The sequence below is a fragment of the Peribacillus sp. NPDC097197 genome, from assembly GCF_050278025.1.
In the GTDB taxonomy this organism is placed as follows: Bacteria; Bacillota; Bacilli; order Bacillales; family DSM-1321; genus Peribacillus.
This window is the reverse complement of sequence record NZ_JBNNST010000003.1, coordinates 78,854-91,923: the sequence shown is the minus strand read 5'-3', so window position 1 is coordinate 91,923 and position 13,070 is coordinate 78,854. Positions and strand designations below refer to the sequence as shown.

Genomic DNA, 13,070 nt, shown 5'->3' with positions numbered 1-13,070 from the left:
GAGTGGAGGTATCCGAATGAAAAAGCGTATGGCGATTGTGGGGGCAGGTCCAGGAGGGCTCGCTGCAGCCATGATTCTAGCAAGTAAAGGTTATCAGGTTAACGTATATGAAAAGCAATCCTATATCGGTGGTCGAAATGCCGAAGTGAGGTTGGGAGATTATAAGTTTGATATGGGACCGACATTTTTATCGATGGTTCATATCGTCGAAGAATTATTTACGGCCGCTGGGAGAAATTTGCATGCCTATTTGAACGCAGTGGAACTCAATCCAATGTATGAACTGATTTTTGAGAATCGGAAACTGCTCATGACCCGTGATACAGAGCAGATGAAACGGCAAATCGAGTCGGTGTATCCAGGCAATGGCGAGGGATATGAAAGGTTCTTGAAGGAAACGGCAAAGAAAATGGAGGCCCTCTCACCCATTTTGCAATCCAAGATGGATCGGTTCATGCACTATTTTCAGCCGAAAGTTCTTCGTGCGCTTCCTGAACTTGAATTGAATAAGACGTTATATGATGTCTTGTCCCGTTATTTTACCGTGGATGAATTGAAGCTCGCGTTCACGTTTCAGTCTAAATATTTAGGCATGTCACCGTGGGAATGTCCAGGTGCCTTTTCGATCCTTTCTTATATGGAACATGCTTATGGTGTCTTCCATCCGATTGGCGGCGTGAACGAGTTATCTAAATCGATGGCGAAGGTCGTTCGTGAGCATGGTGGGAAAATCCATACGAATAGCGGGGTGAAAAGCCTTTGGATTGAGGGGAAAACGGTGAAAGGCGTTGACCTTGAAAACGGAGAAAGGGTGGAGGCGGATGAAGTCATCATCAATGGTGATTTTGCCCACGTCATGACCCACTTGGTCAGTAAAGGCCAGTTAAAGAAATATACACCTGAAAAGTTGGCGAAGAAGAAATATTCTTGTTCCACATTCATGTTATATCTAGGGTTGAATAAGAAGTTCGACTTGCCGCATCATACCATCGTTTTCTCGAAAGATTATCAAAAGAATGTGGAGGAAATAACGAACTTGAAGATCCTTTCTGAAGATTCTTCGATCTATATTCAAAATGCGAGTGTCACCGATCCAACGTTAGCTCCCGAAGGAAATTCCACCCTGTATATCTTGGCACCTGTACCGAATAATTTTAGCGGGATTGACTGGGAAGAAGAGCAAGAAGCATTCCGGGCACTCATTTTAAAGACGGTCGAAGAGAAGACGGGATTCAAAAACCTGGAGCAGTATATTGAAGTTGAAAAAATGATCACGCCCCGTAATTGGGAAGAAGACAAATTGGTCTATAAAGGGGCGACCTTCAACCTTGGGCATCAGCTTTCACAAATGATGGTATTTAGACCGCATAACCAATTCGAAGAGCTCAAGCATTGCTGGCTCGTTGGTGGTGGAACGCATCCTGGAAGCGGGCTCCCGACCATCCTGGAATCTGCACGCATTACGGCGAATGGCATATTGGAACAGGATAAGCGGGACATCATTCCTGTATCACCGCTTCCCGTCGTGGAGGGATTTTGATGAAGACAGCGATTATTGGTGGCGGTGTCGGAGGGTTGATGGGTGCCTTGTTTTTATCGAAGCAGGGGATCGATGTAACGATTTATGAAAAAGAGGCGCAGCTTGGAGGGAGGCTGAATTTTGTCGAAAGAGATGGTTTTCGGATTGACCAAGGTCCGACCATCGTCCTGTTACCTGAGATGTTTCAACAACTTTTAGATGAAGCGGGCATCGACCGGAAAATCTATGAACTCCTCCTATGTGATCCCCTCTATTCAATCCAATTTCCCGATGGAGTGTCATTCACGAAATATCCGGACTTTGAGCGGCAAGTGGAGGAATTCAGAAGGGTCTTTCCTTCAGAAGTAGAGGGTTTCAAGCGTTTTATGAAAGAGGGAAGCTATCGACTTGAGCTGGGGAAAAAATCATTCTTGGAAGAATCCTTTGTGAATCCCAAAGATTTTTGGACACCAAGCAAGCTCAAAACATTGATGAAGCTAAAACCCTATCAATCGGTACAGAAATTGATGTCTCAATACTTTAAAGATGAAAGGCTACAATCGGTCTATGCACTTCAATCTTTATATGTTGGCGGTAATCCCTTTCAAGTTCCCGCGATGTACTCGTTAGTTTCATTCGCTGAGCATGAGCAGGGAGTCCACTATCTAAAAGGTGGGTACGCAAGCCTCATCCCCGTCCTTGAAAACGAACTGAAACGACGCAATGTGACAATACACCTGAATAGCAGGGTGGAGAATATCCCTACGGAACACCAGAAAGTAACCGGGGTTGAGACGAAGGGTGGATTCATCCCTTATGATTCTGTCGTGTTTAACGGGGATTTCCCAAATATCAAGCATGTATTGGGACGAAAAGAGAAAAGGACATTCACCCCATCTTCAGGCTGCCTTCTCCTGTATTTCGGTTTAAATCGCATATACAAAGAAGCGAATGTGCATCAGTATTTCATGGGGGATAATTTTTCTGAGCATATGAAAGATGTATTCGACAGGAAAAAGCTTCCGGTGAACCCTTCCATATATGCCTTTCATCCATCCATCATCGATGATAGCCTGGCCCCGGCCGGTAAAGGTGTGATGTACACGCTGGTTCCAGTACCGTCCGAGTCGGATATTGATTGGTCCAACGAAACGGAATGGATAAATGGAATAATCAACCGTATGGAGAAATCATCTTTCCCAGGATTGCGCGAAGCCATTGAATGGATGGAAATACGGACACCGACGGATGCCGAGAAATCTGGCTTGTATCGAGGCGGAAGCTTCGGTGTCGCACCAACCTTATTGCAATCTGGCGTTTTCCGGCCGCAGGTGAAACCGTATCCTATTGATAATCTGTACGCAGTGGGAGCATCGGTTCATCCAGGCGGCGGCATTCCGCTTGTTATGCAAGGAGCAAAATTACTTGCGGATCAAATCCAGCGTGATCAAGCCCTGAAAGGAGTGAGTGTCCATGTATGATGTGAAAGAGGCGTACCGGAATTGCGAAAAGGTGATTGCCCACCATTCCAAAACCTTTTATAAAGCCTTTTCGATTCTGCCGAGGGATGAGCGACAAGCGGTATACGCCGTTTATGCCTTCTGCCGGACGGTCGATGACATTGTCGATGAGGGGGAGAACCCTGCAACTGAACTTGCCGTTTTCACGAGTGAGTTCGAGCATTTCCTAAGTGGAATATACGATGCATCCAACCCCATGTGGGTGGCTCTTCATGATGTGTTTCGACGCTATGAGATGGATGAACAGCATTTCCGTGAAATGATCAAAGGCCAGGAAATGGATATCACGATCAATCGCTATGAGACGGTGAATCAACTCTTGAACTATTGTTATCATGTAGCGAGTACAGTGGGTCTGATGCTCCTGCCGATCCTTGCACCGAAGAAAGTGGCTGCTTTAAAGGACGGCGCCATTGCATTGGGTTTGGCCATGCAGGTGACCAATATACTGCGTGACATAGGAGAGGATTTGGGTCGTGATCGAATTTATTTGCCTCATGATGTGATGAAGGCCCATGGTTTGACGGAAAAGTCGCTATGGTCTGGAAAGGTGGATGTCCCTTTTGTGGAAGTGTGGGAGCATCTAGCGAAAGAGGCTGAAGGGTTTTACCAAGAAGCTTTTCAAACCTTGAATGAATATCCAATCTATTCAAGGATACCAGTCAAAAGTGCCGCCTATTTATACCGTGAGATTTTAACGGCCGTCCGTTCGAAGAAGTATCATGTTTTTCATAAAAAGCATTTTGTGACCAATCAGATGAAGCAACGGATACTCGTCAATATGTAGAAAAACAGGTCACTTCCTGTGCGAAGTGACCTGTTTCAGTATGTAGACACACTCGGATAAAAATAGAGACTGTCTATATTATGGAGGGTGATTTTCACTCCAGGCACTCGCTTTCCGCGGGCGGTCCGTGAGCCTCCTCGGCTTACGCCTGTGGGGTCTCCCGAAGACACGCGTTTCCCGCAGGAGTCTCGCACCTTCCGTTTCAACTGATTTTGTTATATTGTTCCATTTTTATGATAGAGCGGGCTACGTTTAGACCGCTAATCGTTACCATCGGTGAACCGCCGCCAGGGTGAGTGCTACCACCGACAAAGTACAGGTTTTTGATATCTTTACTGGTATTTTGTGGGCGCAGGAATGCGTCTTTTTTTCGGTTGGCAGAGACTCCGTATAAGGCCCCGCGATGGGCCCCGAATTGTGCGGCGATATCGGAAGGGGTTATGATTTTTTCTTCCACGATATGTTGAGTGAGATCGAGGCCATGGGAAGATAACGTTTCAAAGATCAATTTCTTATAGGCAACCGGTTCTATTTGCAATTTTCCATTCGGAGGCAGGGCGGGGGCATTAACCAGGATGAATAAGTTATCTCCTTTTGGCGAGCGGCCAGGATCCGTATGGGACGAATTGCAAATGTAGATGGTCGGCTTGGCACTGTATTTTTTGTTGACGAAGAGGTCATTGAACTCCTGTTGATAATCATCGGAAAAATAAACGGTATGATGCTTCAATTGGGTAAAACGTTTGTTGATCCCGGCCAGTATAACGAATGCCGAAATGGAGGGGTCGATTTTATCCACCTTATCGTTTTTAAAAGAAGGACGGTCCTTTTCAGCAACTAGTTCAGGATAGGCTTTCAATAAATCGGCGTTCATGATCACATGGTCAGCCATCACCTTTTCCCCGTTTTGTAACTCGACTCCGGTTGCTTTATTGTCGGCCACGAGCACCTTCTTTACTTGCGATTCACTATGAAGGCTGACACCCATCTTCTTGGCAAGCGAAGCAAAGGCTTCCGCGATTTTCACATTGCCCCCTTTTACATAGTACACCCCTTCGACCATTTCCAAATAGGCAATCATCGCAAACGTGGCGGGTGCTTGGAATGGGGAAGAGCCGATGTATGTGGCATATCGATTATAGGCTTCGATGATGCGAGGATTGGAAAAGTAAGAACGGAAAAAAGAATCCAATGTCTGCAAGGGGCGTACGCGCATCATCGCCGCCCCCAATGAAGGCGAAGCATAATCACGCCATGAACGAAACGTTCTGGGGAGGAAATATCGTTCCGAGAGCTTGAATAACCTGGTGATTTCCTTAATGAAAGAATCGTAATGGCGAGCCCCGGCAGGATCAACTTTCTGAAGTTGAGAAAGGACGGTTTGCTGATTGCTGGAAAAGTCGAAATGGGTTCCATCCGGAAAGATGTTGCGTGTATGATTCTCCAGTTTGATCATCTCGAAATAATCATCGGCCCGTTCTCCCGTTTGTTCGATCACCTGTTTAAACACCGAAGGCATCGTGATGGTATTGGGACCGAAATCAAACGAGTAATCACCAAGTTGAATTGGCATCATTTTCCCGCCGAAATGACGATTCTTTTCGTAGAGTTCGACGTGGAATCCTGCATGTGCTAGGGTGATGGCCGACGATAGACCGCCGAGACCGCCCCCGATGATGATCACTTTTTTCATGAATAGTGCCGTCCTTTCCATTCATAAGATTGTCTGGACCATGATTTCCACATGGATGCATGCATGATGCCGATGAATGAAGCCGCGGATAACGGCATCAAAAATGATAGATACCCTCCTTGGTTCGTCACACGGTCCACAATGTAACGCTGGCATGTAATGAGGAGATATGGAATGAAACAAACCGGCTGGAACTCGATAAGCCCGTATGCAAGCAAGAGAAGGGGGCCTATGTAAAAGAAACTATAAAAAACCGTCAATAATACGACCAGAGGAAAAGAACGGCCTAGGCCATTGTAAATGTTTTTTAAAAACCCATCCCATACTTCCTGGTTCGTCTCATACATCCGGCAGGACACTTCATCGGTGATGTTCGCAAGCATTACCTTAAATCCTTGCTCTTTCATCTTACGTGCAATATGGACATCCTCGACCAATGAGGATCGTACCGTCTCGTGGCCGCCCATCTTCATATAAGCCATTCGTTCAAATAGCATAAACCCTCCATGTGCAGCGGTCGTAGCTAGGATATTCGTCCGGTTGGCAAACATGATCGGCAAATGGAACAGGACGACAAAGTGTTGCATGGGGACAAGGAGCTTACTTAGAAAAGATGGGACTTCAAACGCGGAGAACCCAGTTAACAGGTGCGCCCGGCTTGTTTTCATTAGTGAGAGTGATTTTTCGAGACAATGGGGTTTCAAACGCACATCCGCATCGATAAAAAGGAAGTATGCCCCGTTCGCCTCTTGTTGCAGTTGATGACATGCATGGACCTTGCCTACCCATTGTTCAGGCAGCTTTTCCCCGGAAAGGATGCGAAACCGGCTGTCGCCTTCGGTTGCCTTTTCCAGGATGGAACAGGTTTGATCTGTGGACTGATCGTCCAACAAAATGAATTCAATGTTCGGATAGGTCAAAGCCTGTAAGCACCGGACCATGGATTCGGCATTCCGTTCTTCATTTCTCATGGGAACCATGATGGAAACGAGCGGTGTCTTGTCTAGGTTTGCATGTTTGGGCAGCCTAGGCAGGGATAGCGCATTCAGCATCGTCCAGAGGATGAAAATCGTTAAGCAGATGATGAAAGAAAATAACATGTAGCACACTCCCCTAAAGTAAAATCGAAAACTTGTTGAATTGTTTTGTTACGACAAGCTGCTTTAATTCATCCAACTGCTCGGTGCAAACTTGTTCCAGTCCAGCCGTTTTTTCGTTCCGTGACCTACCGGGTAAATCGTGATGATATAGCGGATTTCCTGCTTCTATGTACACTTCTGGCTTTTTCCTTTGGCCAAATGAATAATAAAAGCTAATCGGGACGACCGGTGTATGCGGACAGTGTTCCAATACATATGTAACGCCTGGTTGAAAGCCTAGCGGACGCATTTCTAAATGAAATTCATCTCCTTGTGGAAACATCCAGACACTCTTTCCACCTTCTAATAACTGTTGCGCATATTGGAGGGATTGCAGGATATCTTTTGGATGATTGCGGTTAATGGAAAAGGCTCCTAATCTTTTAAAATACGGATACTGCTTTAACCCTGATTCATGCATCATGATATAGAGGTCTCCAGGAAGGACGGTTCGGCTTAGATGAAAAAAGATGAGTCCGTCCCACCAAGAACTATGATTCGCGATATAAATTGCCGGCGTTGTTGGAAGGGTTCCTTTGGAATATAAATGGATTTGATCAAAGGACCGTCGTAATAAACGTTGATGATAAAGGGAAAACATGGAGTGGAATAGTCGGTTTTTATTGGCACGGATCATGTTGCTTCCCTCCTTCTTAAGGCGAGTAATAGGATGAAGCTGGCTAATAGAGCAGTGAGCGAGCTTGCTAGCCAAAGTTTTCCGAGTAGACCTAATAAGATGAACATCCCAATCATTAGCGCAAATAAAAGAACCATGCGTTTTTCCCATCTTATATTTTGATTTGTGTCTTTCTTCCATTTGAGAATGAACAAAAGAAACAAATGAAGGACAAAGGCGACCAGAAACCAGCCGACAAAATTACTAAAAGGGATCCCATAGTACACGCCTGTTTCTTCCCATAGCCAATATTGTTTCACTTTATAGGAAACCGGATCGATGATTAAATCGATGACCACCGCGATGCATCCTCCGACAATGGCATATAAGAGCCCGCCATGTGGAACGATTTTTTTTGCCAATACATGAGATGTTCCCATCACCATCAGCCATGCGAACCCAATCGCAATGGGGACTCCGAATAAATTGGGGGCGAATTTTTCTGTGTAGCCATATTGTCCGAACAAAATACTGTAGGCAGAGCCGAGGTATTCAATAAGAAAGGAAGACGAAAATATGACACTACTAATCAAGAGCCCGTACTGCCAATTAAACTTCTTGATGAAAAAGATCACCCCTAACAATCCGGCCAACACCAAAAACATGGCATTGGCCCATTCTAGCCACGGCGCTATCCAATCAAAGCTAAGAAGGATGATTCCGCATGCATACCAAAAAAGGAATACTTTATATAAGACTTCATCCAATGTCATGTATATATGATACCTCCCTAAATGAATATATCTATACAAACATTGTACAATATATGTACAAATATTGAAAATGGTTTTTGTTTAAAGGGAAGGCTCACGAATCGTACACATATTTAGCGAAGTATCTACTCATTTTTTACGCAACATAAAATAAACCGGCCTGCTGTCGGTAGGATCTGTAGGATTCAATGCGAGATTGGTCGTCAATATACTAGGCACATGTTCCGTCACTTGTCATAAGATAAGGGTATATGGAATGGGGAGGTCTTTTTAGATGTATGATTATATAGCGAATGATCAGGAAGAGAATCGCCAGCAGGACTTGATACACAAGTTAGAACAGGCGATTAATGGGGAGTATAGCGCCATCTTGTGTTACGAGAAACTAGCTAGGATGGCTCCTAACGAAACAGAGCGGAAGCAAATCCTTGAGATCAGGGAAGATGAGATGAAACATTTTCAGGTGTTTTCACAAATCTACATCAATCTGACAGGATACCAGCCAACACCGAAAGTGACGGAAACATGCCCGGATTCATATAAAGCAGGCTTGGAGTTTGCCCTTGTGGATGAACAGAAAACCGTGGATTTTTATTTGGAAACAGCAGATGGTGCAGCAGACCGGTCGGTAAGAAAGGCATTTCGTCGTGCTGCCGCAGATGAGCAAAACCACGCCGTGTGGTTTTTGTATTATATGGTGAAAAATAAATAGAAAGAGCGCCGAAAGCGGTGCTCTTTCTATTTATGATAGGGAAGTCTTCTCGATTGGAGCAGGTGCCTTCGGTGAAAAGGTCAGTGAAACAATTCCACATAAAAGCAGTCCAACACCAAACCAGTTCAACAAGCTCAGGCTCTCGCCGACAAGAAAGACACCAAGAAGTGCCGCTACCAATGGTTCCGCCAATGACAGCGATACGGCAGTTGATGATGGGACGGATAGAAGACCTTTGTTAAAAAGCAAGTAAGCCAAAGCTGTCGCAAAAAGGCCAAGGTGAAGGCTGATGGCCAACCCATTAGTGGTGATGATCCAGCTACTATCAAAGATGAATAGCATAGGCGACAATAGCAAGGCGCTTAAAGTAAAGATGACCGCAGCCGTTGCTTCTGGAGGCTGTTTGCCCAGAATTTTCTTGCTTACGAGTGTATACACGCTAAAGGACGCCCCGGCACCAAGTGCAAGTAGGATGCCGATTGGGTCAATTGGTCCTTGCCCTTCATTGGCAAACAGAAGTAAGCATCCCGCAATCGATAAACCTGTCGCCAACCACCAAATCATGGAAGGTTGTTTTTTTTCAATCACCCATTCAAGGAAACCGGCAATGATCGGAGCGCTGCTCAGTGTAATGATGGTACCAATGGCGATTCCGGTGAGGCTGACACCCATGAAAAAAAGCGGTTGATAACAAGCCATGCCTAGCGTGGCCAAGAGTGTTTCCTTTACTGGCCAATTATGGACCGTTACTTTCCTTTGCAAGAAAGCGATAAGTACGAGAACAATTCCTCCGAAAGCGAGGCGGACCGCACCAATTGCAAAGGGATGGGCGCCATCCGGGGCGAATGATTGGGCGGTACCCGTCGTTCCCCACAGCATGGCACCCATGATGACGAACAGATACCCAGACTTATCCCTCATTTACTCTCTCCTATTGGTATAGATTCATTATTCTGATAATTTTACCATACTATTTGAGCGAAAATCGAAGAGAAAGGCCATTTGTTCGGGAGATAGGAACATAGTATACTAGTCTCACAGTAGTTCATAGAAGATATAGGAGGAAATAGTGATGTCATCAAGTACTAAAAATAACCAAATCGGTCCCGCTCGGTTTGCCGTTGCTATTCACTCTCTGGTTTGGCTGGCGCAAAGTGGGAAGCTGCTGACGAGTTCCGTGATTGCATCAAAGGTCCATTCACATGCTACGTTTTTACGGAGGGTGATGGCCCAGCTTGCGGTAGCTGGAATCGTCGAGACCAAGGAAGGGCGTGAAGGTGGATATAGTCTTCATGTACCCGCCGATATCCTGACCTTGGCAGATGTATATCTGGCAGTGCGACCGGAATGTCTTGATTTCCTGGATACGAGTGAATGCGGGGAAGTCGGGAAACAGCTTGATCGTGCTTTGGAAGAAATCATGAATGAGGCAGAACAGGAAACCCTGAAGCTCTTGAAAGGGTACACGCTAGAACAGTTCATGGACAAAATTGATTTTTCCGAAAGTGCGTACCTAGGCTAATATCCTTGCAGAAGGATATTCTGCCCTATATAATGTGCTTAAAGTAATTGCATTTAATTCAAGGAGGGTCTTAACATGAAGGTGGAAATTTGGTCGGATTATCAATGTCCGTTTTGTTATATTGGAAAGCGTCGTTTCGAGGATGCGTTGAATCAATTTGAAAATAAGGATCAGGTCGAGGTTGAATTCCGTAGTTTTGAGTTGAATCCGGAAGCGGAACGGGATATCAATATGAGCCAAAGTGAGATGTTGGCGAAGAAATACGGCATGTCACAGGCTCAGGTGGAAGCCAACAGCCAAAATATGACCCAACAAGCTGCAGAGTTGGGGCTTGACTATCATTTAGACAAAGTCGTCTTGACGAATTCCTTTGATGCTCACCGCTTGATGCATTTTGCCGAATCAAAAGGAAAAGGGAAAGAAATGAATGAACGTCTGTTCAAAGCATACTTCACGGAAGGCAAGCATATCGGCGACCATGCCACATTGGCGGATTTGGCAGAAGAAGTCGGTCTTGATCAGTCTGAAGTGGAAAAGATGTTAGCGGGCACAGCCTTCACGGCGGAAGTAAGGGGCAACGAACAAGAAGGAAGTTTGCTTGGGATTACGGGAGTTCCATTCTATGTGATCAACCGAAAGTACGGCGTCTCAGGAGCTCAGCCTGCCGAAGCGTTTTTAGATACATTGAGGAAGGTATGGGCAGAGGAAAACCCGTTGCAAATGGTGAATGAAACAGGGGATGCTTGCACGGATGGTTCTTGTAGCGTACCGGAAAAGTAAACGCTACGAATGGAGACTTGGACATGTTCTGAGTCTCTTTTTTTATGTAAAGGATCCCGGGGATACGGAAAGAAGCTTCTTTTTTATAGTTTCATAGACTGAAAATTTGTATAATGGGGATAAGACTATAGATGAAGCATACATATGGAGGGTCATGAATGAGTAAGCTTAACGGCAGGACAGTTGCTCTTTTGGGAGCAAGGAAAATGGAAGAACTCAGTAAAATCGTTGATAATCTAGGGGGCGTCCCGCTTGTCCGGTCAGCACAAGGCACGGTATATCTGGATGATTCCCATCTGGAGGAGGATGTTACCCGTTTAATAGAAGGAGAGTTCGATTGGATCATTCTTACGACGGGAGTGGGCACGGAACTCTTATATAATACCGCTGTAAGAATGGAAGCGGGGGACCGTTTTATAGAAGCTTTGCAAAAAATGAAGATTGCCGTTCGTGGGTATAAAACGAAAAACCTGCTTAAGAAGCTTGGCCTGGAGCCTGACGTCCGTGATGATGATGGCAGTACGGCAGGATTGGTTCGCAATCTGGATGGACATTTGCTCGGCGGTGTGAAAGTCGCCTTGCAACTGCATGGAGATCCGGCACCGCTTTTGATGAACTGGTTGGATGAACAAAAAGTCGAACATAAAGAGATATTGCCCTATGAACATATTGCCCCGGAAACCGAAACGATGCATCTCTTAATTGGGGAAATCCTCGATGGGAAAATAGATGCCGTTGTGTTCACGAGTGCGCCCCAGCCTCGAAATTTGATGAGATTTGCCCGTGAACTAGGTGTGGGAAAACGCTTAATTGACCGCTTTGCAACGGATGTCGTGGCCCTGGCTGTCGGTAAAGTGACGGCGCAAGTCATCATCGAGGCAGGGATTGACCGGGTCATCTATCCAGAAGATCAACGGATGGGCAGTGCGATGGTCGAGCTGGTGAAGTTTTATACGAGTTAAATGAAATCTATCGTAAAGCGTTAGTCTTCTAATCTTTCATTCAGTAAGCCGCCGATTGATGACAGGGGGGAAGCCTTATATGGAATGGACTATTGGTGATGTATTGTGGCAATTATTTTTCCTGGGACTTCTTGTATTACTGGTTGTGATGATCGTGAAAATCATTCGTTTTTTTCAAAAACATACGAAAGGCGTTTCCAGCGTGGAAAAGAAGACGAAAGAACTTGAGGGACGCATTGATAAAGACAAAAAGTGAAGAGGACCCGGTTATATTACATACAATCTTTACTTCCTTCCTAAACGGGGTAGAGTACCTAAGTAACTTTTTCTTGGGGGGGAGTATATATGAAACGTACCGGTGAATTTGTGTTAAGCATTATTGGAGTATCGATCGCAACCATTTCCTTACTTGTGGGAATCATTACGGCTGTCTACACCAGCACGGTCGACCTAACTGAACTGGTTGAATATTCATTAGGTTCCGACGTGGAGATGGCGGCTTCCGAAATGGAGATGACACTCCAACTGTTCCACGTACTATTGTGGGGAGGAATTGTATCGTTGGCGTTTGCTCTGCTAGGTGGACTGATTGCCATCATTCTCTTGAAAAAAGGCAGAGTGAAAGCGGCCGGAATTGTATTCATCATTATCGGCATTCTTACCATATTCCATATATGGCCACTGATCTTCTTCATCGTGCCGGGAATTATGTGCCTAGTAAGGAAAGAAAGAATCCAAAATGAAGAGATTGAATATAACCAGTATTAAATATCATTCTCCATGTCTAGTTGCTTACATCAAATGAAGGGGCGCATTCGATTTACCTATCGAATGCGCTTCTTGCTAGGTTACATAAAAGTCACAAGCTGAACGGAGGAATCGAACCAATTGTTCCTTTGTCCGTTTATTATCTGTTACCTCATTCAACCATCTGAAAGGATAATTCAACCGCTATAACGAATAATTCAATAATATGCCAAAGTTAGGGGGAAATGTGGGCATTTGTATGAAGTGATTATGTCCTTACTGTGATATAATGACTAGACT

General features: G+C 45.1%; 14 protein-coding genes. 9 read left to right on the top strand and 5 right to left on the bottom strand.

What is annotated here, in order from left to right:
- Positions 1-16 precede the first annotated feature (16 nt).
- The 3 genes from ACQKL6_RS05070 to ACQKL6_RS05060 are packed head-to-tail and all read left to right on the top strand — an operon-like array spanning position 17 to position 3,826.
- The gene (locus tag ACQKL6_RS05070; RefSeq protein WP_427650697.1) at positions 17-1,540 is read left to right on the top strand and encodes a phytoene desaturase family protein; all 1,524 of its coding nucleotides are present in this window, start codon (positions 17-19) and stop codon (positions 1,538-1,540) included.
- Positions 1,540-3,000 (top strand): phytoene desaturase family protein, encoded by a 1,461-nt coding sequence (locus tag ACQKL6_RS05065; RefSeq protein ID WP_427650696.1) that lies wholly within the window; start codon positions 1,540-1,542, stop codon positions 2,998-3,000. The genes ACQKL6_RS05070 and ACQKL6_RS05065 overlap by 1 nt, the downstream gene beginning before the upstream one ends.
- Positions 2,993-3,826: a phytoene/squalene synthase family protein gene (locus tag ACQKL6_RS05060; protein ID WP_427650695.1), complete on the top strand. Its 834-nt coding sequence runs from the start codon at positions 2,993-2,995 to the stop codon at positions 3,824-3,826. Before ACQKL6_RS05065 ends, ACQKL6_RS05060 begins: the two co-directional genes overlap by 8 nt.
- A gap of 202 nt (positions 3,827-4,028) precedes the next feature.
- Here ACQKL6_RS05060 and ACQKL6_RS05055 read toward each other — a convergent pair whose 3' ends face one another.
- From ACQKL6_RS05055 to ACQKL6_RS05040, 4 genes are read right to left on the bottom strand one after another with little or no spacing between them, the layout of a single operon-like run.
- On the bottom strand, positions 4,029-5,519 hold the full coding sequence (locus ACQKL6_RS05055; RefSeq protein ID WP_427650694.1) for a phytoene desaturase family protein: 1,491 nt from the start codon (positions 5,517-5,519) through the stop codon (positions 4,029-4,031).
- Complete coding sequence (locus tag ACQKL6_RS05050; protein ID WP_427650693.1) at positions 5,516-6,619, bottom strand: glycosyltransferase; 1,104 nt, start codon at positions 6,617-6,619, stop codon at positions 5,516-5,518. The genes ACQKL6_RS05055 and ACQKL6_RS05050 overlap by 4 nt, the downstream gene beginning before the upstream one ends.
- 13 nt (positions 6,620-6,632) lie before the next feature.
- Positions 6,633-7,295 carry a lysophospholipid acyltransferase family protein gene (locus tag ACQKL6_RS05045; RefSeq protein ID WP_402986676.1) on the bottom strand — a complete coding sequence of 221 codons (663 nt, stop codon included), beginning with the start codon at positions 7,293-7,295 and terminating at the stop codon, positions 6,633-6,635.
- A complete protein-coding gene (locus tag ACQKL6_RS05040) occupies positions 7,292-8,047 on the bottom strand; it encodes a carotenoid biosynthesis protein (protein WP_402986674.1) in 756 nt (251 codons plus the stop codon). Before ACQKL6_RS05040 ends, ACQKL6_RS05045 begins: the two co-directional genes overlap by 4 nt.
- A gap of 274 nt (positions 8,048-8,321) precedes the next feature.
- Here ACQKL6_RS05040 and ACQKL6_RS05035 point away from each other — a divergent pair, with 274 nt between their 5' ends.
- Positions 8,322-8,759, top strand: coding sequence for a ferritin-like domain-containing protein (locus ACQKL6_RS05035; RefSeq protein ID WP_402957805.1), 438 nt, complete (start codon positions 8,322-8,324; stop codon positions 8,757-8,759).
- 30 nt (positions 8,760-8,789) lie between these two features.
- On the opposite strand, the gene ACQKL6_RS05030 is transcribed toward ACQKL6_RS05035, so the two are convergent.
- On the bottom strand, positions 8,790-9,680 hold the full coding sequence (locus ACQKL6_RS05030; RefSeq protein WP_402957803.1) for a DMT family transporter: 891 nt from the start codon (positions 9,678-9,680) through the stop codon (positions 8,790-8,792).
- Positions 9,681-9,831: 151 nt separating this feature from the next.
- Between ACQKL6_RS05030 and ACQKL6_RS05025 the strand changes: the two genes are divergently transcribed.
- From ACQKL6_RS05025 to ACQKL6_RS05005, 5 genes are all read left to right on the top strand, one after another.
- Positions 9,832-10,281: an RrF2 family transcriptional regulator gene (locus ACQKL6_RS05025; protein WP_402957801.1), complete on the top strand. Its 450-nt coding sequence runs from the start codon at positions 9,832-9,834 to the stop codon at positions 10,279-10,281.
- Between the two features lie 75 nt (positions 10,282-10,356).
- Positions 10,357-11,061: a DsbA family oxidoreductase gene (locus ACQKL6_RS05020; RefSeq protein ID WP_402874783.1), complete on the top strand. Its 705-nt coding sequence runs from the start codon at positions 10,357-10,359 to the stop codon at positions 11,059-11,061.
- 158 nt (positions 11,062-11,219) lie between these two features.
- Entirely contained in the window at positions 11,220-12,023 is an 804-nt protein-coding gene (locus ACQKL6_RS05015) for a uroporphyrinogen-III synthase (protein ID WP_402957799.1), read from the top strand.
- Positions 12,024-12,102: 79 nt separating this feature from the next.
- Positions 12,103-12,279 carry a DUF4083 domain-containing protein gene (locus ACQKL6_RS05010; RefSeq protein WP_402874789.1) on the top strand — a complete coding sequence of 59 codons (177 nt, stop codon included), beginning with the start codon at positions 12,103-12,105 and terminating at the stop codon, positions 12,277-12,279.
- Positions 12,280-12,368: 89 nt separating this feature from the next.
- Positions 12,369-12,791, top strand: coding sequence for a DUF4064 domain-containing protein (locus tag ACQKL6_RS05005; protein WP_402874792.1), 423 nt, complete (start codon positions 12,369-12,371; stop codon positions 12,789-12,791).
- The last annotated feature ends 279 nt before the right edge of the window (positions 12,792-13,070 follow it).